Annotated in this window: 25 protein-coding genes; 9 read left to right on the forward strand and 16 right to left on the reverse strand. The window is 72.0% G+C overall.

The window, feature by feature from the left end; genetic code table 11:
* The first annotated feature begins 465 nt into the window (after positions 1 to 465).
* Positions 466 to 1,659 carry a DNA methyltransferase gene (locus ACLBXP_RS19525; RefSeq protein WP_447669447.1) on the forward strand — a complete coding sequence of 398 codons (1,194 nt, stop codon included), beginning with the start codon at positions 466 to 468 and terminating at the stop codon, positions 1,657 to 1,659.
* A gap of 22 nt (positions 1,660 to 1,681) precedes the next feature.
* Here ACLBXP_RS19525 and ACLBXP_RS19530 read toward each other — a convergent pair whose 3' ends face one another.
* The 6 genes from ACLBXP_RS19530 to ACLBXP_RS19555 form a co-directional block, all read right to left on the reverse strand.
* Positions 1,682 to 1,888 carry a Trm112 family protein gene (locus ACLBXP_RS19530; RefSeq protein ID WP_447669448.1) on the reverse strand — a complete coding sequence of 69 codons (207 nt, stop codon included), beginning with the start codon at positions 1,886 to 1,888 and terminating at the stop codon, positions 1,682 to 1,684.
* Positions 1,889 to 1,900: 12 nt separating this feature from the next.
* Complete coding sequence (locus ACLBXP_RS19535) at positions 1,901 to 2,569, reverse strand: LON peptidase substrate-binding domain-containing protein (RefSeq protein ID WP_447669449.1); 669 nt, start codon at positions 2,567 to 2,569, stop codon at positions 1,901 to 1,903.
* Positions 2,570 to 2,595: 26 nt separating this feature from the next.
* Positions 2,596 to 3,510, reverse strand: a complete 915-nt coding sequence (gene trxA / locus ACLBXP_RS19540) for a thioredoxin (protein WP_447669450.1) — start codon at positions 3,508 to 3,510, stop codon at positions 2,596 to 2,598.
* A 129-nt stretch (positions 3,511 to 3,639) separates the two neighbouring features.
* Positions 3,640 to 4,140, reverse strand: coding sequence for a hypothetical protein (locus ACLBXP_RS19545; protein WP_447669451.1), 501 nt, complete (start codon positions 4,138 to 4,140; stop codon positions 3,640 to 3,642).
* Between the two features lie 70 nt (positions 4,141 to 4,210).
* Positions 4,211 to 5,185 (reverse strand): glutathione S-transferase family protein, encoded by a 975-nt coding sequence (locus ACLBXP_RS19550; protein WP_447669452.1) that lies wholly within the window; start codon positions 5,183 to 5,185, stop codon positions 4,211 to 4,213.
* 209 nt (positions 5,186 to 5,394) lie between these two features.
* Positions 5,395 to 6,318 carry an alginate O-acetyltransferase AlgX-related protein gene (locus tag ACLBXP_RS19555; RefSeq protein ID WP_447669497.1) on the reverse strand — a complete coding sequence of 308 codons (924 nt, stop codon included), beginning with the start codon at positions 6,316 to 6,318 and terminating at the stop codon, positions 5,395 to 5,397.
* A gap of 74 nt (positions 6,319 to 6,392) precedes the next feature.
* Here ACLBXP_RS19555 and ACLBXP_RS19560 point away from each other — a divergent pair, with 74 nt between their 5' ends.
* The 4 genes from ACLBXP_RS19560 (at position 6,393) to ACLBXP_RS19575 (ending at position 10,201) form a co-directional block, all read left to right on the forward strand.
* Complete coding sequence (locus tag ACLBXP_RS19560; protein WP_447669453.1) at positions 6,393 to 7,532, forward strand: spore photoproduct lyase family protein; 1,140 nt, start codon at positions 6,393 to 6,395, stop codon at positions 7,530 to 7,532.
* Positions 7,533 to 7,616: 84 nt separating this feature from the next.
* Entirely contained in the window at positions 7,617 to 8,159 is a 543-nt protein-coding gene (locus tag ACLBXP_RS19565) for a 2'-5' RNA ligase family protein (protein WP_447669454.1), read from the forward strand.
* A gap of 50 nt (positions 8,160 to 8,209) precedes the next feature.
* Positions 8,210 to 8,920: a phosphatase PAP2 family protein gene (locus ACLBXP_RS19570; protein ID WP_447669498.1), complete on the forward strand. Its 711-nt coding sequence runs from the start codon at positions 8,210 to 8,212 to the stop codon at positions 8,918 to 8,920.
* Positions 8,921 to 9,037: 117 nt separating this feature from the next.
* Entirely contained in the window at positions 9,038 to 10,201 is a 1,164-nt protein-coding gene (locus ACLBXP_RS19575) for a complex I NDUFA9 subunit family protein (RefSeq protein WP_447669455.1), read from the forward strand.
* Positions 10,202 to 10,208: 7 nt separating this feature from the next.
* On the opposite strand, the gene ACLBXP_RS19580 is transcribed toward ACLBXP_RS19575, so the two are convergent.
* Entirely contained in the window at positions 10,209 to 10,925 is a 717-nt protein-coding gene (locus ACLBXP_RS19580; protein WP_447669456.1) for a sulfate transporter family protein, read from the reverse strand.
* A 122-nt stretch (positions 10,926 to 11,047) separates the two neighbouring features.
* On the opposite strand from ACLBXP_RS19580, the gene ACLBXP_RS19585 reads away from it, so the two are divergent.
* Positions 11,048 to 12,373 carry a flavin monoamine oxidase family protein gene (locus ACLBXP_RS19585; RefSeq protein ID WP_447669457.1) on the forward strand — a complete coding sequence of 442 codons (1,326 nt, stop codon included), beginning with the start codon at positions 11,048 to 11,050 and terminating at the stop codon, positions 12,371 to 12,373.
* 86 nt (positions 12,374 to 12,459) lie between these two features.
* Positions 12,460 to 13,095: a cyclic nucleotide-binding domain-containing protein gene (locus tag ACLBXP_RS19590; RefSeq protein WP_447669458.1), complete on the forward strand. Its 636-nt coding sequence runs from the start codon at positions 12,460 to 12,462 to the stop codon at positions 13,093 to 13,095.
* Between the two features lie 329 nt (positions 13,096 to 13,424).
* On the opposite strand, the gene ACLBXP_RS19595 is transcribed toward ACLBXP_RS19590, so the two are convergent.
* On the reverse strand, positions 13,425 to 14,429 hold the full coding sequence (locus ACLBXP_RS19595; protein WP_447669459.1) for a 2-hydroxyacid dehydrogenase: 1,005 nt from the start codon (positions 14,427 to 14,429) through the stop codon (positions 13,425 to 13,427).
* Positions 14,430 to 14,656: 227 nt separating this feature from the next.
* On the opposite strand from ACLBXP_RS19595, the gene ACLBXP_RS19600 reads away from it, so the two are divergent.
* Positions 14,657 to 15,244 (forward strand): SH3 domain-containing protein, encoded by a 588-nt coding sequence (locus tag ACLBXP_RS19600; RefSeq protein WP_447669460.1) that lies wholly within the window; start codon positions 14,657 to 14,659, stop codon positions 15,242 to 15,244.
* A gap of 98 nt (positions 15,245 to 15,342) precedes the next feature.
* On the opposite strand, the gene irr is transcribed toward ACLBXP_RS19600, so the two are convergent.
* Entirely contained in the window at positions 15,343 to 15,858 is a 516-nt protein-coding gene (irr, locus tag ACLBXP_RS19605; RefSeq protein WP_447669461.1) for a Fur family transcriptional regulator Irr, read from the reverse strand.
* A 244-nt stretch (positions 15,859 to 16,102) separates the two neighbouring features.
* Between irr and ACLBXP_RS19610 the strand changes: the two genes are divergently transcribed.
* Positions 16,103 to 16,363 (forward strand): hypothetical protein, encoded by a 261-nt coding sequence (locus tag ACLBXP_RS19610; protein WP_447669462.1) that lies wholly within the window; start codon positions 16,103 to 16,105, stop codon positions 16,361 to 16,363.
* 13 nt (positions 16,364 to 16,376) lie between these two features.
* Here ACLBXP_RS19610 and ACLBXP_RS19615 read toward each other — a convergent pair whose 3' ends face one another.
* The 7 genes from ACLBXP_RS19615 to ACLBXP_RS19645 all read right to left on the reverse strand — a co-directional run bounded on the left by ACLBXP_RS19615 (position 16,377) and on the right by ACLBXP_RS19645 (position 21,439).
* Complete coding sequence (locus ACLBXP_RS19615; protein WP_447669463.1) at positions 16,377 to 16,706, reverse strand: nitrile hydratase accessory protein; 330 nt, start codon at positions 16,704 to 16,706, stop codon at positions 16,377 to 16,379.
* Positions 16,703 to 17,389, reverse strand: coding sequence for a nitrile hydratase subunit beta (gene nthB / locus ACLBXP_RS19620; RefSeq protein WP_447669464.1), 687 nt, complete (start codon positions 17,387 to 17,389; stop codon positions 16,703 to 16,705). Before nthB ends, ACLBXP_RS19615 begins: the two co-directional genes overlap by 4 nt.
* Positions 17,386 to 18,051, reverse strand: a complete 666-nt coding sequence (gene nthA, locus ACLBXP_RS19625; protein WP_447669465.1) for a nitrile hydratase subunit alpha — start codon at positions 18,049 to 18,051, stop codon at positions 17,386 to 17,388. The genes nthB and nthA overlap by 4 nt, the downstream gene beginning before the upstream one ends.
* Positions 18,052 to 18,133: 82 nt before the next feature.
* Positions 18,134 to 18,862, reverse strand: a complete 729-nt coding sequence (locus ACLBXP_RS19630; RefSeq protein ID WP_447669499.1) for an amino acid ABC transporter ATP-binding protein — start codon at positions 18,860 to 18,862, stop codon at positions 18,134 to 18,136.
* 155 nt (positions 18,863 to 19,017) lie between these two features.
* Positions 19,018 to 19,710: an amino acid ABC transporter permease gene (locus ACLBXP_RS19635; protein ID WP_447669466.1), complete on the reverse strand. Its 693-nt coding sequence runs from the start codon at positions 19,708 to 19,710 to the stop codon at positions 19,018 to 19,020.
* Positions 19,710 to 20,432 carry an amino acid ABC transporter permease gene (locus ACLBXP_RS19640; protein ID WP_447669467.1) on the reverse strand — a complete coding sequence of 241 codons (723 nt, stop codon included), beginning with the start codon at positions 20,430 to 20,432 and terminating at the stop codon, positions 19,710 to 19,712. Before ACLBXP_RS19640 ends, ACLBXP_RS19635 begins: the two co-directional genes overlap by 1 nt.
* A gap of 86 nt (positions 20,433 to 20,518) precedes the next feature.
* Positions 20,519 to 21,439, reverse strand: coding sequence for an amino acid ABC transporter substrate-binding protein (locus ACLBXP_RS19645; RefSeq protein WP_447669468.1), 921 nt, complete (start codon positions 21,437 to 21,439; stop codon positions 20,519 to 20,521).
* Between the last annotated feature and the right edge of the window lie 94 nt (positions 21,440 to 21,533).

The following is a 21,533-nucleotide window of genomic DNA, read 5'->3' on the forward strand; positions in this document are numbered from 1 at the left end:
CGGACCGGCTGGTTTCTACATTCATTCTCAGTGCCCGGCGAACCCCGCCAAGCAACCGGATATTGGCGCGCATGGCGCCAAGGCCTGCGCTGAGGGAAACCCAGCCATCCCCTCAGCGAACGGAACAATCCGGGATTGCGATCGAAAATAGATTTGAAGGTCAGGTTGTGCCGTGATCCATTCGCAAAGATGCGCGAATGCTCGATGACGGACAGCATCCGTTGCAACGCGCCAGTCGAAGTCCGTCAGTCCATCGTAGAACCGCTGAACCGCCGCGATGACGATGCGGGACCGCGCAGTTAAGGAAATGTTGAGGCTCGCCCGTAACGCAGTCGTTCGCAGCGACGGCCCCGCCCGGCAAAAGTTGCAGCCCCAAATCGAGACGCATTTTCCTCGATCCGGCAACCCGACCTTTACCCTACCGGAGCCATAACGAGCCGGTCAGTCGCGTAACCGGTGTTTGCCATGGCTTCCCCGCGTACCGTGGTTGCTGGCGCCGCCGCCCGGAAACAGGTCTCGCGTACCGGGCGTGCCGCGTCGGCGCCACGGATGGGTCTCGTACCCGCCGAAGGCGTCCTTCCCCTCGATCAGGTCATCGTCGGCGACTGCGTCGCCGCCATGAACGCCCTGCCGGCGGCCTCGGTCGACTGCGTCTTCGCGGACCCGCCCTACAACCTCCAGCTCGGCGAGGGCTCGCTCCTGCGACCCGACCAGAGCCGCGTCGACGCGGTCGACGACGCCTGGGATCAGTTCGCGAGCTTCGCGCAGTACGACGCCTTCACCCGCGACTGGCTCACGGCCTGCCGGCGGGTGATGAAGCCGAACGCCACCCTCTGGGTAATCGGCTCGTACCACAACATCTTCCGGGTCGGCACGGTCCTGCAGGATCTTGGTTTCTGGATCCTCAATGACATCGTCTGGCGCAAGGCCAACCCGATGCCGAACTTCCGCGGCAAGCGCTTCACCAACGCCCACGAGACCCTGATCTGGGCCTCGCGCTCGGCGGAGGCGAAGGCCTACACCTTCCACTACGAGGCGCTGAAGGCCGGCAACGAGGACCTTCAGATGCGCTCGGACTGGTTCATCCCCCTCTGCACCGGGGACGAGCGCCTGAAGGACCGGAACGGCACCAAGGTCCACCCGACCCAGAAGCCCGAGGCGCTGCTCGCCCGCACGCTGCTCTCGGCCTCCAATCCCGGGGACGTGGTGCTCGACCCGTTCTTCGGCACCGGCACGACGGGTGCGGTGGCCAAGCGCCTGGGGCGCCGCTTCATCGGCATCGAGCGCGAGACCGTCTACGCGGAGGCCGCCCGCGCCCGCATCGCGGGGATCGAGCCGCTCTCGCAGGCGGCCCTGGCCCTCGCCCCGGCCAAGCGGGCCGAGCCACGGGTGCCGTTCCTCAGCGTGATCGAGGCCGGCCACATCCGGCCGGGCGAGACCCTCACGGACGCCCGCGGCCGCTTCCGGGCCACCGTGCGCCCGGACGGGACGCTGATGGCCGGACCGGTCACGGGCTCGATCCACAAGATCGGCGCCCTGGTCCAGGGCCTGCCGGCCTGCAACGGCTGGGATTTCTGGCACGCCGAGCGCGGCGGCCGGCGCGTCCTGATCGACGATTACCGCAGCCTGCTGCGCAAGGGCATGGGCACCGCGGCCTGAAGCGGACGGCGCCCCTGCCGCGCTAGTCGCCGAGCTGGCGCGCCTCCTCGGGCAGCATGATCGGGATGCCGTCCCGGATCGGGTAGGCGAGCTTCGCCGAGCGGCTGATCAGCTCCTGCTGGGCCGAATCGTACTCGAGGGTGCCCTTGGTGAGGGGGCAGACCAGGAGTTCGAGGAGCTTCGGGTCCACCCGGGTCGCCTCGACGGGTGGGGAGAGGTCATCGGCCATCGTCTGTGTCACTCACTGCAGCGTCGGCTCGGAGCCGGAGCCGCGTACCAACTCCATCTCGGTCACCGCGATCAAGACCTCGGCCCGCGTCTTGAGGTCCGCGGCCTCCAGCATCGCCTGCTTCTCGCGCACGCCGAACGGGCTCATCATGCAAAGCGCGTTGACGAGGGCCTCGTTCGGCGCCTCCTCGATGCCGGCCCAGTCGACCTTCAGGTCGTTCGCCTCCACGAAGTCGCGCAGCGCCTTCAGGACGCCGTCGCGGTCCACGGCGTCCTCGCCCGCGCGCGCCTCGAAGTCGCTCGCGAAGGCGTCGTAGGAGACCTGGCAGCGCCGGTAGGTCGAGGCGGTGGCGAGCTCGCTCTCGATGCGGAAGCGGCTGATGCCCGTCAGCGAGATGAGGTAGCGCCCGTCGCCGGTCTCGGCGAACTGGGTGAGGCGGCCCGCGCAGCCGACCCGGTAGAGCTTCGGCGCCATCGGCGAGCCGCCGCCCTCCGCGTCGGGCTGGACCATGCCGATGATGCGGTCGGTGCGCAGCGCGTCGTCCACCATCGCGAGGTAGCGCGGCTCGAAGATGTTGAGGGGCATCTGCCCCCGCGGCAGCAGCAGGGCGCCCGGAAGGGGGAAGACGGGGATCACGGCGGGACAATCCGCCGGCCCCTTGTAGCCCGCATGGGTGCTCATCGTCCCTCCCCTGCCCGCGCGGGGCCTCAGGCGAACAGCAGCGTCGAGAGCTTGCGCCGCCCGCGGATCGCGGCCGGGTCCATCGGACCCCAGGCCTCGAAGAACTGCAGCAGCTGCTTGCGCGCCCCGTCCTCGTTCCAGGTCCGGTCGCGCCGGACGATCTCGATCAGGTTGTCGACGGCCTGCTCGCGCTCGTTGCGGCCGTTGAGCCCGAGCGCGAGATCGAAGCGGGCCTGGTGGTCCTCGGGGTTCGCCTCGACCTGCGCGGCGAGCCCGGCGAGGTCGCCGAGGGAGGCGGCCTGCTCGGCGAGCTCGATCGCCGCCCGGATGCCCACGATGGCCGGGTCGTTGGCCTTGGCCTCGGGCACCATGGCGAGCACCTGCCGGGCGTTCTCGATCTCGCCCGCGTCGAGCTGGATCTTGGCGAGGCCGCTCAGCGCCGCGACGTGGTCGGGCTCCTGGCCGAGCACCGCCGCGTAGAGCTCCGAGGCGCCCGCGAGGTCGCCCTCCGCCAGCGCCACCTCGGCCTCCGCCATGATCTCGTCGATGGGGCTCGGGCCGCCGGGGCCCACGAGGCGCTCGATGAAGCTCTTCACCTGGCTCTCGGGCACCGCGCCCATGAAGCCGTCGACGGGCTGCCCGCGCTGGAAGGCGATCACGGCCGGGATCGACTGGATGCCGAGCTGGCCCGCGATGGAGGGATGCTCGTCGATGTTCATCTTGACGAGGGCGACCTTGCCGCCCGCGGCCGTCACGGCCTTCTCGATCACCGGCGTGAGCTGCTTGCAGGGCCCGCACCAGGGCGCCCAGAAATCGACCAGGACGGGGCGGTTCATCGACTCCGCGATGACGTCCTGCCGGAAGCTCGCGGTGGTCGTGTCCTTGATGAGGTCGCCGCCGGCCCCCTGGGGGGCACCGGTGACGGGTGTGTCGTTCAGCATCTCTTCCTCGCGGCGACGGCCGATGGCGCGGGCGGGGCGCTCAGGCCACGAAAACGCGGGCGTTTACATGGGGTTTGCCCCCTGGCCTGACCACCCCGCCCGCGGCCCGATCCACCGCGTCCGGCGGGCTCAGGGCTTGGGCGCGCCCTCCGGCGGCTTGGCGTCGGTCACGAAGGTCCCCGCGTAGGCTCCCGCGGGCGTGCCCTTGCCGGACGCCTCGGCCTCGCAAGTGATCGCGGTCTTGCCCGGCTCCGGCGAGGAGAACTTGCAGGATCCCACGACCAGGACCGGGTTCTGCACCACGCCGTCCTTGCCCGACTGCCCTGGGATGACGAGGTTGATGGGCTGGAGCGGGTCGGAATCCTCGGTGCGGTCCTGCTGGGCGCCGTTGCCGCTGAAGCTCAGGGTCCGCCCCTCGCTCGACGCAAAATCGAAGCTCGTGCGGTTGCGGGCGACGAGGTTCATCATCGTGCCCTTGCAGGATCCCGTGAGGTCCTGGCCGGCGATGACAAGCCGCTCGCACCGCCCTTCGAGCTTCACGGCGGCCTGCGCCCAGGCCGCGCCGGGGGCCGCGAGGAGCGGGGCCGCGAGCAGCAGGGCGAGGGCACGGTTCGGGGAGCGGGTCGTCATGGCAGGGATCTATGGCGGCGGGCGGCGCTGTCGAGGCCCGGAGGCCCGGCCCCGCGCCGAGGCCCTGCGCTCAGGCCCCGAACCGGAGCGCACGGTCGTTCGGGGCGGACAGGTCCGTCTCGGGCCCGAGCGGCACGATGCCGGTCGGATTGATGGTCGGGTGGCTCTCGTAATAGTGCCGCTTGATGTGGGTGAGGTTCACGGTGCCGGCGACGCCCGGCAGGGCGTAGAGGTCGCGCAGGTAGTTCGACAGGTTCGGGTAGTCGGCGATGCGGCGGCGGTTGCACTTGAAGTGGCCGACATAGACGGGGTCGAACCGCACGAGCGTCGTGAACAGGCGGATGTCGGCCTCCGTGAGCGGGCCGCACAGGTAGCGCGACCGGCCGAGCGCCTCCTCGAGGGCGTCGAGTTCCGCGAACAGGGCCTCGAAGGCTTCCGCGTAGGCCGCCTGCGTGGTCGCGAAGCCGGCCTTGTAGACGCCGTTGTTGACCCGGTCGTAGACGCGGGCGTTCACGGCATCGATCGCCTCCCGCAGGGCAGCCGGGTAGAGGTCCGGCCCCGTTCCCCCGAAGGCGGCGTTCAGCATCCGGATGATCTCGGCGGATTCGTTCGAGACGATGGTGTCCCGCTCCCGATCCCACAGGACCGGCACCGTGACGCGGCCGGTGTAGCGGGGATCGGCGCGGAGATAGACCTCGTAGAGGCGTTGCGCGCCGCCGATCGGGTCCGGCGTGGCGCCGGGGCTGTCGCCGAACACCCAGCCCTCCCCGCCCATGTGCGGATCGACCACCGAGACCGAGATCGCGTCCTCCAGGCCCTTGAGGGCGCGGACGATCAGGGTGCGGTGCGCCCACGGGCAGGCGAGCGAGACGTAGAGGTGGTAGCGCCCGGCGGCACTCGGGAACCCGCCCGACCCCGAGGGCCCGGGCGAGCCGTCCGCCGTCACCCAGTTGCGGAAGGCCGATTGCTTGCGCTCGAAGCGGCCGCCGGTCGACTTCGTGTCGTACCAGCGGTCCTGCCACGCCCCGTCGACGAGCATCCCCATCGGACGTTCCCCTCCCCCGCGCGGACCACGACCTGGGATCATCACGAATGCGCGCGCAGGGCACATTCGCGCTTGTCGGCGGCCGGGCTTTGCTCGACGCTATGCGAGCCTGCCCCGTCAGCTTCGGTCAGGCAACCTCCAGCTCGGAGCGTCGGCAACGGCGCTCCTTTTCTTTGCCCGGAACCCGGCGTCCCGGGCCGGCACAGTCCTCAGGCGGGGACGAGCGCCCGGCGGCCGGGCAAGCGCCGCTCGGCGGCGACGTCGTAATCGTCCCGCGGCAGCCGGGCGAGGAAGCGCTCCGCCAGCTCGAAGACCAGGATGTCGGGCCGCGAGCGGGCGATGTAGGCCCAGTCCAGCGCCGAGGACCACACGAAATCCACCTCGGCGAAGCTCTCGGCCAGGAGCTCGGTCAGCATGCCGGGCGCGAAGTGCGCGTAGGAATCACCGAACAGCAGGAGCCGGCGGGGATCCGCGTGGGCGGCCGCGTTGCGGTAGGTGACGTGCGCGCCGGTGTGGAGCGCGCGGGCCCGCCCCTCCGCCTCGTGCGTCTCCACGAGCCGCCCGGCATGGACCCGCACGGCGTCGCGCAGGTAGCTGCGGTAGACGGCGCGCTCGACGGGCCGTCCGGGCAGCTTCTCGCCGAGGTCCATCACGAAGGCCGCCTCGTGGCCCGGGCGGGCGTCGAGGTCGGCCGGCGGCACCGCGGCGAGCGCCCGCATCAGCTCCCGGTAGGCCAGCAGGCAGCCGGCCGCGCTCCAGTGGCTGTCGGTGCGGAAGTAGAGGGGCGGCCCGTCCCGCGCGGCCCGGAAGGGGGCCAGCAGGTCGACGTAGCCGGGCGAGCCGGCGAGCCGGCGCGCGAGGCGCCGCGTCGAGGCGCGGCCGGGATCGTAGGGCAGGTCGCGGGTGAGATGGTCGTAGACCGAGAGCTTCTCCGGCACGATCGCGTGGACGCAGCGGATGCCCAGCGCCGCCGCCCGCGCGGTGCGCGCCTCGATCAGCCGCGCCCAGGCCCGCAGGTGCCACCAGCGCCGGAGCCCGCCGCCGTACTGGTCCATGACGCGGTTGCTGCCGCCGGTGAGGAACAGCCAGCCGTCGCGACCCACATGCACGGTGTCCCAGCGCTTCACGAACATGGAGGGCTGTTTAGCCGCGCCGTGCCGGGCGCGATAGCGCCGGACCTCCGGCAGCGGGCCGGCGTTCAACCCTCATGGAACCCGACCTTCTGGAACCCTCGCTGGACGCCCCGCCCGGAGCGGCGCCCGAACGGCTCGCCCCGCGGGCGGCACGGCCGGCGCGCCTGTGGCGCCCCCGGCGGGTGCTGGTCACGCCGGCCGCCCTCGAACACGCCCACGGCCGCGCGATGGTGGCCCGCGCCGAGGGGCTCGGCCTGCCCGTCGAGCGCCTGAGGGCGAACCGCATCGGCGGCCTCGGCGGTGCCGACCCGCGGCGCGCCTACGCGGAGGCCAAGGCGACGCTCGCCATCGTGGTGGCGCCGCCGACGAAGCTGAAGCTGCAGCCGATTCCGCCGAGCGCCGACTGGCGCTTCGACCTCGCCGAGGGCTGCCCGGCACACTGCCAGTACTGCTACCTCGCCGGCTCCCTCTCGGGCCCGCCGGTGACGCGGGCCTACGCCAACCTCGACGCCATCCTGGGCAATCTCGAAGGCTATCTGGGGCACGGCGCCGTCACGTCGGCGCAGCGCGCGCGGCAGGCGGAGGGCACCACCTTCGAGGCCTCCTGCTACACCGATCCCCTCGGCATCGAGCACCTCACCGGCTCCCTCTCGGCGGCGATCCGGCACTTCGGCGCCTGGGAGGCGCCGGTCCAGCTGCGCTTCACCACGAAGTTCGCCGCGGTCGGGCCGCTCCTCGACCTGCCCCACGGCCGGCGCACCCGCATCCGCTTCTCGGTGAACGCAGCCCCGGCGGCCCGCTACGAGGGGGGCACCGCGCCCCTCGCCGACCGGCTCTCCGCGATGGGCCGGGTCGCCCGCGCCGGGTATCCGGTCGGCCTGACCATCGCGCCGATCCTGCCAGTTGCCGGCTGGCAGGCCGCCTACGGGGCGCTGATCCGCGACGCGGCCCGCGAACTCGACGGCGTCGCCGACCTCGATCTCACGGCCGAGCTGATCACGCACCGCTTCACGCCCGGCTCGAAGGAGGTCCTCACCGGCTGGTATCCGGGATCGGACCTGCCGATGGTCGAGGCGGAGCGGAGCCGCAAGCTCACCAAGTTCGGCTCGGTGAAGTACGTGCTGCCGCGCGACCGGATGGCCGAGCTGCGCGAAGCCCTCACGGGGATGCTGGCCCGGGACCTGCCGGCCGCGCGCATCCTCTACTGGACCTGACCGGCCGCCGCGCCATTTCGCGGGAAACCCGGCCCTTGGCACGATTCCCCTGGCACGATTCCCCTGGCACGATTCCCGGACCGCATGTCGCACGCCCCGACCGACTCCCCGCCCACAGACGACCCGCTGATCCTGACCCTCGCCTTCGATGCGGAGACCTTCGCGCGGTTCGACGGGGAGCGCCGGCGCCACTTCCCGGAGGCGCTGAACCACATCCCCGCCCACGCCACCCTGTTCCACCACCTGCCCGGCCCGGACGAGCGCGCCGTCACCGAGACGATCGCGGCGCTCATCCGCACCTGCCCGGCGCCGGAGGTGGCGGTCACGGGCCTGCGCTTCACGGGGCGGGGCGTCGCCTACGTCCTGGATTCCGAGGCGCTGGCGGCCTTCCGCGCGCGGCTCGCCAAGGCATTCGAGGCGGGCCTCACGGCGCAGGACCGGCAGGGCTGGCGCCCGCACGTCACGGTGCAGAACAAGGTGGCGCCCGACACCGCGCGGGCCCTGCACGCGGGCCTCCAGCACGGCTTCAGCCCGTTCCGCTTCCGGGCGCCCGGCCTCCTGCTCTGGCGCTACCTCGGCGGTCCCTGGGAGGAACGGGCGCGCTTCGCCTTCGGAGCCTTCTCGTGAGGCGGCCGGACCTCGGCGTGGTGCGCCACAACCCGGTGTTCGGCCGGGCCATGGCGGTGTGGCTGCGCCTGCGCCTCAACGAGATCGGCCCGCTCGCCGCGCTCCTCACCGTCAGCCTCCTCGGCTACGGCTTCTTCGCCCTCGCCCACGAGGTCGGCGAAGGTTCGACGGAGGCCCTCGACCGCCGGATCCTGCTCGCCCTGCGCAACCCGGCCGACCTCTCGGACCCGATCGGCCCGCCCTGGCTCGAAGAGACCATGCGGGACATCACCGGGCTCGGCAGCGTCTTCACCATCGTCTTCGTCACCGCGGCCGTGGCGGCCTACCTCGTCCTCACCGGCAAGCGCCGCATCGGGTTCTTCGTGGTCGCGGCGGTCGGCAGCGGCGAGATCGTCTCGACGGTGCTCAAGCTGTTCTACCACCGCCCGCGGCCGGACCTCGTGCCCCACGGCATGGAGGTGTTCACGGCGAGCTTTCCGAGCGGCCACGCGATGATGTCGGCCATCGCCTACCTGACGCTCGCGACGCTCCTCGCCCGCCTCGACCCGCACCGGCGGGTGAAGGCTCTGGTCCTGGTCCTCGGCGTGACGGTGACGCTCCTCGTCGGGATCAGCCGCATGTATCTCGGCGTGCACTGGCCGAGCGACGTGGTGGCGGGCTGGTGCATCGGCGCCGCCTGGGCGGCCCTGTGCTGGTTCGTGGCCCTCCAGCTCCAGCGCCGCGGCGAGGTGGAGGCGCCGGACCCGCCGCCCCCGGCCTGAGGGGCGCCGTCGCGATTCGCGGCGCGGCGACGGCTCCCATCCGCCGCAAAGTGGTCTAAGGAACGCCTCGACACGCGCGTCCCCCGCGGGCGCCGGCCGATTTTCCGGGAAGCAGCGATGACCGGCTTCGATACCCTCCCCCAGATCCGCCCCACCTCGCAGCTCGTCACCATCTTCGGCGGCTCGGGCTTCGTCGGCCGTCACGTGGTGCGGGCGCTCGCCAAGCGGGGCTACCGCATCCGCGTGGCGGTGCGCCGGCCGGACCTCGCCCTGTTCCTGCAGCCCCTCGGCAAGGTCGGGCAGATCATCGCCGTCCAGGCGAACCTGCGCTACCCGGACTCCATCCGCCGGGCCGTCGAGGGCTCGGACGTGGTGATCAACCTCGTCGGCATCCTGCAGGAGGCGGGCGCCCAGAGCTTCGCGCGGCTCCAGGCGGACGGCGCCGGGGAGATCGCCCGGGCCGCCGCCGCGGCGGGCGCGGCGATGATCCACGTCTCGGCGATCGGCGCCGACCCGCGCTCGGATTCGGCCTACGCGCGCACCAAGGCCGAGGGCGAGGCGAACGTCTTCGCCGCGCAGCCGGAGGCCATCGTGTTCCGGCCCTCGCTGATCTTCGGGCCGGGCGACAGCTTCTTCAACCGCTTCGCGAGCCTCGCCCGCGCCCTGCCGGTGCTGCCGCTGGCCGGCGCCGAGACGCGCTTCCAGCCCGTCTTCGTCGGCGATGTCGCGGAGGCCGTCGCCCGGGCCGTCGAGGGCCGCGTGGCGCCCGGCAAGGTCTACGAGCTCGGCGGCCCCGAGGTCGCGACGCTGGAGCACCTCGTGCGCTACATGCTGGAGACGACGCAGCGCCGCCGCCTCGTGGTCTCGCTGCCGCTGCCGATCGCCCGGATCCAGGCGCGGGCGCTGGAGATCGCCGACACGCTGGCCCTCGGGCTGCTCCCGGCCGACCTGAAGCTCACCCGCGACCAGGTGGTGCTGCTGCAGACCGACAACGTGGTCTCCGAGGCCGCCCGGAGCGAGGGGCGGGATTTCGCGGGGCTCGGCATCATCCCGACGGCGGCCGAGGCGGTGGTGCCGGGCTACCTCTGGCGCTTCCGCAAGGCAGGCCAGTTCGCCACGGGCCGGGGGAAGCCGAGCATGGCCGAGACGCCGGACCTCCTCGCGGCCGAGCCGATGGACGCCACCTCGCAGCACCGCCCGGACCGGGCGAGCGGCCCGGCCATCGGCGCGGACGCCGCCTCACCGAGCCGGATGGGCGACCGCTGGGGAACCCGGCGCTGAGGCGGCCTCAGGGCAGCCGGCGGGGCTGGCCGGGGGGCGCCAGCAAAACCTTCCGGCTCAGGCCCTTGTGGACGTGCACCATGAGCGCGATGCCGAACAGCGGGGTGAGGAGGTTCGCCACCGGGATCACCATGAGGCCCGCCAGCAGGCAGCCGGCGGCGAGCGTCGTCAGCGAGAAGTGGCGGCGCATCTCGCCCGCCTCCGGCAGCGGCCGGTAGCGGGCGGCGGCCATCTCGAAATACTCCCGCGACAGCAGGTAGGCATTGGCGGCGAAGAAGGCCGCCACGCCGACGAGCGGCACGAAGAACAGCACCAGCGCGGCGAGGTTCACGAGGAGCGTCAGCCCGGCGAAGCGCGCCGCGTAGAGCATGGCGGTGCCGAAGGGCAGCGGCCGGCCGGTCGGCTCCCCGGGAAAGTCGGTGCGCTCCACGATCTCGGCGGCATCGTCGAGGAAGAAGCCGGCCACCAGGATGGACACCGCCGGCATCACGTAGGCCAGCGCCACGAACAGCCCGGCGCCGGCCAGGAAGTAGGCGAGGCTGTCCAGGATCGGGTACTGGGTCGAGATGTGATGGCTCGCCTGGAACCACTGGATCAGCCGCGTCAGCCCGAACCACACGAGCACGAGCAGCCCGAGGGTGAGCCCCAGCGACTTCCACAGGATCGCCCGGAGCGGACGCGAGAACGTCTGGCGCAGGGCCGCGAAGGCCGCCTCGATCAGCATGATCGCTCCATCCCGGCGGGAGATTCCGCCCGGCCGGTTCTGATGACGCGGGCGCCGACAATCAAGGCCCGGCGGCGTCCGGCCGCTTTCCCCCGTACCCCTTCCACCCGAGCCGAGCGCGCATGAGTTCCGACCCGCAGCCCAGCCACGCCCGCCTCCGGCCCGCCGCCGCGCCGCGCCTCGCGCCCCTGCCCGATCGGCCGGACGTCGTCGTGGTGGGCGCGGGCGCGGCCGGGATCGGCGCCGCGCGGACGCTCATCGCCCTCGGCCTCTCCGTGGCGGTGCTGGAGGCGCGCGACCGCGTCGGCGGCCGGGCGCTGACGAGCCTCCTGCGCGGGCACGCCGTCGATCTCGGCGCGCACTGGCTGCACGCGGGCCCGATCAACCCGCTGGTGCGCCTCGGCCGGGCGCGGGGCGAGCCGCTGCGCCGGGCGCCCCAGGAGGGCCACGTCTGGATCGGGCGCCGGCCGGGCCGCGCGGCCGAGCGCGCCGCCTCCGACCGCGCCTTCGCGGTGGCCGACCGCGCCATGACGGCGGGCGCCGCGGCGGAGGGGCCGGACCGCCCCGCGTCGAGCGCCCTGCCGCCGGGTCTCGGGCCGTGGCGCGCGCGGGTCGCCTGCGTGCACGGCCTCGTGTCGGGCCGGCCCCTCGGGGAGGTCTCGCTGCACGACTTCCCGAGCATGGAATACGGCGACAACCACTTCCTCGCCGGCGGCTACGGCGGCTACCTCGCCCGCCTCGCGCAGGGCCTGCAGGTGGCCCTGTCGAGCCCCGTCTCGGCCATCGACTGGTCGGGCGCGGGCGTGCGGATCGAGACGGCGGACGGCCGCACGGTCACCGCACGGGCCGCCATCGTCACGGTCCCCGTGATGGTGCTGCAAAGGAGCGTCGCCTTCACGCCCGCCCTGCCGGAGGCGGCGCGGGCGGCGATCGACGGCTTCTCGATCGGTCTCTACGAGCACGCGGTGCTGCACTGGCCGTCGAGCCCGTTCCGGGGCGCCGACCGCCTCGCCAGCATCGTCGGCGGGCGCCGGAAGCCCCCGGGGCTCCTCACCCGGATCGACGGCACGCCGTTCCACTACTTCGAGATCGACGCGCCGACCGCCGAGGCCCTCGACGCGCAGGGCTCGGGCGAGGACGGGACGCGACGCCTCGTCCGCTCGGTGCTGGCCGAGCATTTCGGGGCGCGGCGCCTGCACGGCCTCGCGATCCCGGCCGTGAGCGCCTGGCGGCACGATCCCTGGGCGCGGGGCTCCTGGGCGGTGGTGCCGCCGGGCCACGCCGCGGCGCGGGGCGCCCTGCGCGCGCCGGTGGGCGAGCGCCTCTGGTTCGCGGGCGAGGCCCTCTCGCGCCTGCAATGGGGCACGGTGGGGGGTGCCTGGGAGGAGGGCGAGCGCGCCGCCGCGGAGGCCGCCGACCGCCTGACGCGCCCCGCCGCCCCGGCCTGACGGCGTCGATCCGCCGGAGCTTCGCCTTGCAGCCCTGGGCCGAACATGCATCAGGTCCCCCGGGCACGCTGCGAGAAGGGCGCCGCATGGATTGGATCGAAGCGATCGGCTATCTCGGCACCGCGCTGACGATCACGGCCTCGGCCATGAGCACGATGATCCCGCTCCGGATCATCGCCCTCCTGGCGAGCGTCGCGGTGATCACCTACGGCTTCCTCATCGGCAGCATGCCGGTGGTGCTGACGGAGGCGATCCAGATCCCCTTCAACGCCTTCCGGCTCTGGCAGATGATCCGCCTGATCCGCCAGACCGAGCGGGCGGCGGCCGGCGACCTCTCCCTCGACTGGCTGCGCCCCTTCGGCACGAGCCGGGCGTTCAAGGCCGGGCAGGTGGTGTTCCGGAAGGGCGAGGCGGCGGCCGAGATGCTCTACGTCGAGAGCGGGCGCTTCCGCCTGCCGGAATTCGGCATCGAGATCGGGCCCGGCGCCATCGTGGGGGAGCTCGGCCTGCTCTCGCCGGGCAACCTGCGCACCGGCTCGCTCCACTGCGTCGAGGCGGGCCACGCGCTGTGCATCTCCTACTCGGAGGTGAAGCAGCTCTACTTCCAGAACCCCGAGTTCGGCTTCTACTTCCTGAAGCTGACGAGCGAGCGCCTGTTCCAGAGCGCCGGGTCCCCGGCCGCCCCGCGCCCCGGCGTGCCCGCCGGGAGCGAGGTGCTCTGATCACCCCGGCCGGGCCCGCTCCTCCGAACCCTCGACCTGAGGTGCCCCTGCAGGGGGCCTCGAAGGAGTCCTCCAGGGATCGTCTGCGAGCTGGAGGGCTCCTTCGAGGCTCCGCTTCGCTGCGCACCTCAGGATGAGGTCGCGGGTGGGAGGCAGCCATCACCGGGCGGACCCCATCCACCCACCTCATCCTGAGGTGCCCCCGTGAGGGGGCCTCGAAGGAGCCCTCCAGAATCCTCCACGCCCCCTGGAACCCTCCTTCGAGGCTTCGCTTCGCTGCGCACCTCAGGATGAGGTGGAAGGCGTGGGAATGGGTCGCGGAACCGGCCTCAGAGCATGCTCGGCAGGATGCGGTCCGGCGGGCGGTGGCCGTCCATGAAGGTCTTGATGTTGATGATGACCTTCTCGCCCATGTCGACGCGGCTCTCGTGCGTGGCCGAGCCCATGTGCGGCAGCAGCACCACCTTGCCGGTGCGGGCGAGCTTCACGAGGCGCGGGCTCACCGCGGGCTCCTGCTCGAACACGTCGAGGCCGGCCGCCGAGATCTCGCCGGACTCGATGAGGCGGGCGAGCGCGGTCTCGTCGATCACCTCGCCGCGGGCGGTGTTCACCACGATCGCCTCGGGCTTCAGGAGCTTGAGGCGACGCGCGGAGAGCAGGTGATAGGTGGCCGGCGTGTGCGGGCAGTTCACCGAGACGATGTCGACCCGGGCGAGCATCTGGTCGAGGGATTCCCAGTAGGTCGCGTCGAGGTTGCTCTCGATCGGCGCCGGCACCCGGCGGCGGTTGTGGTAATGGATCTGCAGGCCGAAGGCGCGGGCGCGGCGGGCCAGCGCCTGGCCGATGCGGCCCATGCCGACGATGCCGAGGCGCTTGCCGGTGATGCGGCGGCCCAGCATCCAGGTCGGCGACCAGCCGGTGGTCCAGTCGTCGTCGGGGATGATGCGGGCGCCCTCGGTCACCCGGCGCGCCACGGCGAGGATCAGCGCCATGGTCATGTCGGCGGTGTCCTCGGTGAGCACGCCCGGCGTGTTGGTCACCGTGATGCCGCGCTCCAGCGCCACGCCCACGTCGATGTGGTCGACGCCGTTGCCGAAGTTCGCGATCAGCCGCAGGTTCGGGCCGGCCTGGGCCAGGAGGCCGGAATCGATCTCGTCGGTGACGGTCGGCACCAGCACGTCGGCCTCCCGGATCGCCGCGGCCAGCGCCTCCTCCGAGAGGGGCTTGTCATCGTGGTTGAGGCGAGTGTCGAACAGTTCCCGCATGCGGGTCTCGACCGCGTCCGGCAGGCGCCGCGTGACGACCACCAGCGGCTTGCGCTTCAACGACGACATCCTTCCTCCCGCAACGCTGGCCCGGGGCCGGGCTACGTCCGCCGCATCCGGTTGTCCGGATCGCGGTTTCAGGCTCCATTAACCAGTCTCGGCCAGACAGGATCCGGTGCCTCGGCGCCCGCTCGGGCCCTCCGGCCTCTCTAGCAGAGCGAAGGCGTAACACAATGCGGGCCAGCGGCCCACGGCCGCCCGCGGGAAATCGGGCGGACCGCTACGGGAGACGGACGATGCGTTCCCTGACCTACCTGACCCTGACGGTCCTCGGCCTGCACGCCCTCGCGGGGCCCCTCCTGCCCGGCGCAGCCCTGGCGGCGCCGAGCCCGGCACCGGAGGCCGGGACCGGGCGCGTCACCGGTTTGGCGCTGCCCCGCTACGCGAGCCTGAAGACGGACCGCGTGAACCTGCGCGAGGGTCCCTCGAAGGATCACCGCACCCTCTGGGTGTTCCAGCGCGCCGGCCTGCCCGTCGAGATCGTCGCCGAGTTCGAGACCTGGCGGCGCATCCGCGATTCGGAAGGGACGGAGGGCTGGGTGCTGCACTCGCTGCTCTCCGGGCGCCGCACGGCAATCGTGATCGCGCCCAAGGGAACCGAGAAGGGGCCCGAGAAGGGCGCGGCGGTGCCCCTGCGCGCCCGCGCGGCGGACGATGCCCAGGACGAGGCCCGGCTTCAGGGCGGGGTCATCGGCAGCGTGAAGAGCTGCACCGGCACCTGGTGCCGCCTGATCGTGGCGCTGCCCGAGAAGCGCGGCGACGTGGACGGCTACGTCCGGCAGGATCGCCTCTGGGGCGTCTACCCCAACGAGAAGGTCGATTGAGGCAGGCCTCGCCGAGGGCACCCGGGGAGCCGGCACGAAAAAGGCCCGGGAGACCGGGCCTTTCGCAGTTCCATGCGGCTCGCGAAGCGACCGGCGGCTTACCCGGCCTGCCGGCGGCTCGGGCTGCGGCGGCGCAGGCGCACGATCACCTCGACGCCGGCGATCTCCATGCCCTCGGGGGCCTCGGGCAGCGAATCGACGGTGATGCCGCAATCGGGCATGTCCAGCACCTGTCCCTCGTCCTCGAGGTAGAAGTGGTGGTGCTCGCTCGGGTTCGTGTCGAAATAGGCCTTCGAGCCGTCCAGCGCGAGCTGGCGCAGGAGGCCGGCCTCGGTGAACTGGTGCAGGGTGTTGTAGACGGTGGCGAGCGAGACCGGCACCTTGGCGCGCATGGCCTCGTCGTAGAGCATCTCCGCCGTCAGGTGGCGGTCACCGCGCCCGAACAGCAGCCAGCCGAGGGACAGGCGCTGGCGGGTCGGCCGCAGGCCGGCGCGGCGCAGGCGGTCGCGCAGGTCTGAGAGCGGGCAGCCGCGGCGGCCGGCACCGGCAGCCTCACCCGTGAGGGAGGGAATCCGCGCGTTGAGCACGGCCTGCAGGGGCACCAGTTCGGACATCGGCGGGACTGAACGCTCGCGGGAATGGATAATTCACGGCTGAGTATAGGAGAGCGTCGCAGATGCCGCAACCCGCGCCGCAAGCGGGGCGCTATGCGTCCGCGACGATCAACCGGGATCGTGAGGCCGTGGTGCGAACGGGGCCGGCACCTATCCGCCGGTCAATCTCCGCGCAACCTGAACCGTTCGCCCCCGACGGCGTTGACGGTCGCCCTCGACCAGCCCGTCCCCGGAGCCGACCCCTATGGCAGATCCCCTGCGCGCCCGCATCACCGCCGTCCTGCTCGCGCTCGCCGTCGCCATCCCGGCCGGCGTCGCGCTCCCGATCGCCGCGGCGGAGCACGCCGCCGCGGGACCGGCCCAGTCGTACATGTTCCGGGAGCAGCGGTTCCGGAACACCTGCCGCAGGCCCCTGAAGTTCGCGGCCGGCACCTGCGTCCGCCGCTGTCCGGCGGGCTACCAGGACATGGGCGGCTACTGCCGCATGCGCAGCCAGCGCTGGTAGGCGCAGGTCCCCCTCAGGGCCCCGGATCGTTGGCGAGCAGGATCGGCTGGCCGTGCGGGGTCGCCTCGGCGGCCCGCGCGAAGGCGTCGCGGCGCGCGGCGAGGTCTGCCGCCTCGGCGATGCCGCGGCGCGCCATGAGGGTCTCGACCGCCGTCAGCCACGCCGCGTAGTCGGTGGTGCCGCCCTGGGCGCCCGCCGCCTCGCCGAGGGCCGCGGCCCACTCGGCCCAGGTGAAGACGCCGCGCTCCTGCAGGCTGACGACGAGGCCGAAGACCTGCGCCTCCCAGGGGGCGCCGAAGGGTGATTCGGCGGCGGGCCCCGCAGGGCCGGGCAGGCCGCTCACGCGGCGCCCCCGCCGGCCGGCTCCGGGTCGCTCTCGAGGTAGCTCTCGAAGGCGTTGACCGAGACCGCGAGGCCGGGCTCGGCATCCGCCCCCCACAGCTCGCTGCCCGCGAAGCGCACGGTGTAGAGCCATTGCGGCGCGGCGCCGGCCAGGCGGGCGTTGCTGTCGGGAAACACGAAGCTGCCGCACACGCTCTCGACCGTGCCGCGGCAGCCGCGGACGTAGCGCGGTAGACGGGTGTGCCCCGGCGGGTTCATGCGCCGGGCCCGCACCGCGTCGCTGGGCGCGAAGCGGGGCGCCTGCGCCACGGGCCGGTCGCTCGGGAAGCCGTGGGCGAAGAGCGGGGCGACCTCCTCGCAGCGCAGCACGCGCGCCACGGGCGCGGCCGGCGCGTCGGCCCGGCCGGCCGCGATCTCCGCCGGGCTCGCGAGGCCGCATTCCGCGAGCTGCCGCTCCAGCGCCTTCAGCCAGATCGCGTAGTAGGACGACGTGAGGTACTCCGCCGGCGGCAGGGCCTCCCGGGCCGCGCGGCTGTGGTCGAGGTTCCAGGCGCCGGTGAGCCCCATCGCCATCGCGAGGGCGAAGACCCGGCGCTCCCACTCGGCGTGGAAGACCGGCTCGCCGGCCTCCGGCGCCACCGGGCCGAGGCCGTGCATCCCGCCGAGGTCCTGCCCGCCGTTCACGGGGCACCCCCCGGGGCCCGGGGCAGCCCCGTCCCGATCATCGCGTCGCGGGTCACGAGGGCGGCGAGCGCCGCCTCGTCGAGGCCCTCCGTGCCGTCCGGGCGCATCGGCAGCACCATGTAGCGGAGCTCGGCCGTCGAGTCCCAGACGCGGATGCGGGTCTCCGCCGGCAGCGCGACGCCGAACTCGGCGAGCACCCCGCGGGGGTCGATCACGGCGCGGGCGCGGTAGGCCGGCGCCTTGTACCAGACCGGCGGCAGGCCGAGCACCGGCCAGGGGTAGCAGGAGCACAGGGTGCAGACGACGAGGTTGTGGGTCTCGGGCGTGTTCGCGACCACCACCATGTGCTCGCCGCCCCGCCCTCCGATCCCGATCTCGCGCAGGGTCGGGGTGGCGTCGGCGAGGAGGCGGTCGCGGAAGGCCGGGTCCGTCCAGGCGCGGGCCACGGCGCGGGCGCCCTCGTGCGGGCCGACGCGGGTCTCGTAGGTCTCGATCAGCGCATTGAGCGCCGCCGGATCGACGTAGCCCTTCTCCACGAGGAGCGATTCGAGCGCCCGCACCCGCAGCTCCATGGGCGAGAGCGCGCTGCGCGCGTGATCGTGCTCGGGGTGGTGATCGTGCGTGTGCGCGTTCGTGTGCGCGTTCGTGTGCTCGTGCGCCATGCCGGCTTCCTCGAACCGGGTGCGGGCCGGGCCTCCGGTTCCCTCAGGCGAAGACCGCCCCGCACCGGCGGGGCGGGCCCCGTCAGTGCTGCAGGATCTTCGACAGGAAGGTCTGGGCGCGCTCGGAGCGCGGCTTGCCGAAGAAGTCGTCCTTGCTGGCGTCCTCCACGATCTCGCCGCGGTCCATGAAGATCACCCGGTCGGCGACCTTCCGGGCGAAGCCCATCTCGTGGGTGACGACCATCATGGTCATGCCGTCGCGGGCGAGCTCCACCATGACGTCGAGCACCTCGCCGACCATCTCGGGGTCGAGCGCCGAGGTCGGCTCGTCGAACAGCATCACCACGGGGTTCATGGCGAGCGCCCGGGCGATGGCCACGCGCTGCTGCTGGCCGCCCGAGAGCTGGCCCGGGTACTTCGCGGCATGGGCCGAGAGGCCGACGCGGGCGAGGAGATCGAGACCCCGCTTCTTCGCGTCCTCGGACGAGCGGCCGAGCACCTTGCGCTGCGCGATGGTGAGGTTCTCGGTGATCGAGAGATGGGGGAACAGCTCGAAGTGCTGGAACACCATGCCGACCCGCGAGCGGAGCTTGGGCAGGTTGGTGGACTTGTCGGCGATCTTGGTGCCGTCCACCGTGATCTGGCCCTTCTGGAAGGGCTCCAGGGCGTTCACGCACTTGATCAGCGTCGACTTGCCGGAGCCCGAGGGGCCGCAGACCACCACGACGTCGCCCTTGGCGATGCGGGTGGTGCAGTCCGTCAGCACCTGGAAGTCGCCGTACCACTTGCTGACGCCGCTGATGTCGATCATCGACGCGCCGGCGGCGGCGCCCGCCTGCGGCGTGACGAGGCGGCCGGGCTGCAGCCCGTCATCCGTGGGTGCCTCGGCGCCGGTGGCGACCGGCTCGGTGACGACGGGGCCGGGCATCGGCGATGAGGTCATGGCGCGCTCCTCGGAACGGTGCGTCAGCGGATGATGGCGACGCGGCGCTGCAGGCGCCGCACCAGGAAGGAGGCCGTGAAGCACACGGCGAAGTAGACGACCGCCGCGAACAGGTACATCTCGACGAGGCGCCCGTCGCGCTGGGCGACCTTCGAGGCGGCCCCGAGGAAGTCCGTCAGCGACAGAACGTAGACGAGCGAGGTGTCCTGGAACAGCACGATGGTCTGCGTGAGCAGCAGCGGCAGCATGTTCCGGAAGGCCTGGGGCAGGATGACGTTCGTCATCGACTGCCAGTAGGTCATGCCCAGCGCCGAGGCGGCGCCGCTCTGGCCCTTGGGGATCGACTGGATGCCCGCCCGCATGATCTCGGAGAAGTAGGCCGCCTCGAACAGCGTGAAGGTGATCAAGGCCGACGGGAAGGCGCCGACCTGGATCGGGTTCGGCGAGCCGGTCACGTAGGCGCCGATGTAGGGCACCAGGAAGTAGAACCAGAAGATCACCAGCACGAGGGGCAGGGAGCGCATCAGCTCCACGTAGGTTTTGGCCACCTGCTTGAGGCCGGGCACGCCCGACAGGCGCATCATGGCGAGCAGCGTGCCGAGGATGATGCCCATGCCGGCCGCGAGCGCCGTCAGGGTCACGGTGAAGATCATGCCCTGGCCGAACAGGTAGGGCAGCGACGACCCGATGACGCTGAAATCGAAGTTTGCGAACATCAGCGCTGCCCCGGAACCGCCACGGCCCGCTCGAGGTAGCTCGCGCAGGTGATCACGACGAGGTTGATGAGGACGTACAGGATCGTGGCGGCCGTGAAGGCCTCGAACACCTGGAACGAGAATTCCTGCATGGAGCGGGCGCGGGCGGTCAGCTCCAGGAGGCCGATGGTGAGGGCCACCGACGTGTTCTTGAGGTTGTTCAGGAACTCGGAGGTGAGCGGGGGCAGGATGATCCGGTAGGCGTTCGGCAGGATCACGTAGCGGTAGGTCTGCGCCACCGTGAAGCCCATCGCGGTGCCGGCCATGCGCTGCCCGCGCGGCAGGGACTGGATGCCGGCGCGGACCTGCTCGGCGACGCGGGAGGCGGTGAAGAAGCCGAGGCAGACGACGCCGGTGTAGAAGGGCGCGTTCGGCAGTTGCTTCAGCCAGTTGCCCCAGGCCTGCGGGAGCACCTCCGGCAGCACGAAGTACCAGAGGAACATCTGCACGAGGAGCGGGATGTTGCGGAACAGCTCCACGTAGGCCGTCCCGACGGCGTTCGCCGCCTTGCTGGGCAGCGTGCGCAGCACGCCGATCAGCGAGCCGAGGCAGAAGGCGATCACCCAGGACGAGAGCGCGGTGGCGATGGTCCAGAGCAGGCCGGACAGCAGCATGTCGGCGTAGGTGCCGGTGCCCTCGGGGCTCGCTTCGAGGAAGATGCCCCAGTTCCAGTTGTAGTTCATCGGTCCCGGTTCAGCCGCGCGAGGAAGGGAGGGCCGTGAAGGAGGCGGAGCCGGCCCCGCGCTCGCGGAACCGGCTCCGGTTCAGGTCAGTAGGCGGCCGGGTCCGGGCTGGAGATCGGCGTGGTGAACTGCTTCTTCATCTCCGCGCTCATCGGCAGGTTCAGGTTGATGTTGCGCGGGGGGATCGGCTGGGTGAACCACTTGTCGTAGAGCGTCTTGCCCTCGGGGCTCGTGTAGAGCTTGGCGGTCGCCTCGTCCGCCACCTTCTTGAAGGCCGCGTCGTCCTTGCGCACCATGATGCCGTAGGGCTCGGGCTTCGAGAGGGCCTCGGTCGATATCTCGTAGGCGCCCGGATCCTTCGATGCGGCGGCGAGCGAGGCGAGCAGCACGTCGTCCATCACGAAGGCCACAGCGCGCCCGGTCTCGACCATCAGGAACGCCTCGGCGTGGTCCTTGGCGGGCAGGATGGTCAGGCCGAGCTTGCGCTCGACGTTGGCCTCGTTGATCTGCTTGATGTTCGTGGTGCCCGAGGTCGAGACGACGGTCTTGCCCTTCAGGTCCTCGATCGTGTGAAGGTTGGCCGACTTCTTGGAAACGTAGCGGGTCGCGGTCAGGAAGTGCGAGTTGGTGAACCAGACCTGCTTCTCGCGCTCGGCGTTGTTGGTGGTCGAGCCGCACTCGAGATCGATGGTGCCGTTGGCCATCAGCGGGATGCGGGTCGCCGAGGTGACGGGGTTGAGCTTAACGTCGATCTTCTGCAGGCCGAGATTCTGCTTCACGGCGTCGGCGATCCGCAGGCAGATGTCCATCGCGTAGCCGACCGGCTTCTGGTTGGCGTCCAGGTAGGAGAACGGCACCGACGAATCGCGGTAGCCGATGGTGATGGCGCCCGTGTCCTTGACCTTCTTGAGGGTGCCGGTGAGTTCCTGGGCCCCGGCGGCGCCGGCGGTCGCGAGGAACAGGCCGAGGGCCGCGACGCTTGCGCGGAGACGTGGTTGGGAATGCATCGACAAGGGGACTCCTGATCCGTCAATCGCCCGCCGGCCGGGGAACGATCTTCCCTGCGCCGTTGAACCCGAGCCTAGCAGGACGTCGCGCCTC

Source organism: Methylobacterium sp. A54F (assembly GCF_053346035.1).

Excerpts from the sequence above, each read along its gene's own strand:
- ACLBXP_RS19525 (WP_447669447.1), top strand. The coding sequence starts at position 466 with ATGGCTTCCCCGCGTACCGTGGTTGCTGGCGCCGCCGCCCGGAAACAG.
- ACLBXP_RS19530 (WP_447669448.1), bottom strand. The coding sequence starts at position 1,888 with ATGGCCGATGACCTCTCCCCACCCGTCGAGGCGACCCGGGTGGACCCG.
- ACLBXP_RS19535 (WP_447669449.1), bottom strand. The coding sequence starts at position 2,569 with ATGAGCACCCATGCGGGCTACAAGGGGCCGGCGGATTGTCCCGCCGTG.
- trxA (WP_447669450.1), bottom strand. The coding sequence starts at position 3,510 with ATGCTGAACGACACACCCGTCACCGGTGCCCCCCAGGGGGCCGGCGGC.
- ACLBXP_RS19545 (WP_447669451.1), bottom strand. The coding sequence starts at position 4,140 with ATGACGACCCGCTCCCCGAACCGTGCCCTCGCCCTGCTGCTCGCGGCC.
- ACLBXP_RS19550 (WP_447669452.1), bottom strand. The coding sequence starts at position 5,185 with ATGGGGATGCTCGTCGACGGGGCGTGGCAGGACCGCTGGTACGACACG.
- ACLBXP_RS19555 (WP_447669497.1), bottom strand. The coding sequence starts at position 6,318 with ATGTTCGTGAAGCGCTGGGACACCGTGCATGTGGGTCGCGACGGCTGG.
- ACLBXP_RS19560 (WP_447669453.1), top strand. The coding sequence starts at position 6,393 with ATGGAACCCGACCTTCTGGAACCCTCGCTGGACGCCCCGCCCGGAGCG.
- ACLBXP_RS19565 (WP_447669454.1), top strand. The coding sequence starts at position 7,617 with ATGTCGCACGCCCCGACCGACTCCCCGCCCACAGACGACCCGCTGATC.
- ACLBXP_RS19570 (WP_447669498.1), top strand. The coding sequence starts at position 8,210 with ATGGCGGTGTGGCTGCGCCTGCGCCTCAACGAGATCGGCCCGCTCGCC.
- ACLBXP_RS19575 (WP_447669455.1), top strand. The coding sequence starts at position 9,038 with ATGACCGGCTTCGATACCCTCCCCCAGATCCGCCCCACCTCGCAGCTC.
- ACLBXP_RS19580 (WP_447669456.1), bottom strand. The coding sequence starts at position 10,925 with ATGCTGATCGAGGCGGCCTTCGCGGCCCTGCGCCAGACGTTCTCGCGT.
- ACLBXP_RS19585 (WP_447669457.1), top strand. The coding sequence starts at position 11,048 with ATGAGTTCCGACCCGCAGCCCAGCCACGCCCGCCTCCGGCCCGCCGCC.
- ACLBXP_RS19590 (WP_447669458.1), top strand. The coding sequence starts at position 12,460 with ATGGATTGGATCGAAGCGATCGGCTATCTCGGCACCGCGCTGACGATC.
- ACLBXP_RS19595 (WP_447669459.1), bottom strand. The coding sequence starts at position 14,429 with ATGTCGTCGTTGAAGCGCAAGCCGCTGGTGGTCGTCACGCGGCGCCTG.
- ACLBXP_RS19600 (WP_447669460.1), top strand. The coding sequence starts at position 14,657 with ATGCGTTCCCTGACCTACCTGACCCTGACGGTCCTCGGCCTGCACGCC.
- irr (WP_447669461.1), bottom strand. The coding sequence starts at position 15,858 with ATGTCCGAACTGGTGCCCCTGCAGGCCGTGCTCAACGCGCGGATTCCC.
- ACLBXP_RS19610 (WP_447669462.1), top strand. The coding sequence starts at position 16,103 with ATGGCAGATCCCCTGCGCGCCCGCATCACCGCCGTCCTGCTCGCGCTC.
- nthA (WP_447669465.1), bottom strand. The coding sequence starts at position 18,051 with ATGGCGCACGAGCACACGAACGCGCACACGAACGCGCACACGCACGAT.
- ACLBXP_RS19630 (WP_447669499.1), bottom strand. The coding sequence starts at position 18,862 with ATGATCGACATCAGCGGCGTCAGCAAGTGGTACGGCGACTTCCAGGTG.
- ACLBXP_RS19635 (WP_447669466.1), bottom strand. The coding sequence starts at position 19,710 with ATGTTCGCAAACTTCGATTTCAGCGTCATCGGGTCGTCGCTGCCCTAC.
- ACLBXP_RS19640 (WP_447669467.1), bottom strand. The coding sequence starts at position 20,432 with ATGAACTACAACTGGAACTGGGGCATCTTCCTCGAAGCGAGCCCCGAG.
- ACLBXP_RS19645 (WP_447669468.1), bottom strand. The coding sequence starts at position 21,439 with ATGCATTCCCAACCACGTCTCCGCGCAAGCGTCGCGGCCCTCGGCCTG.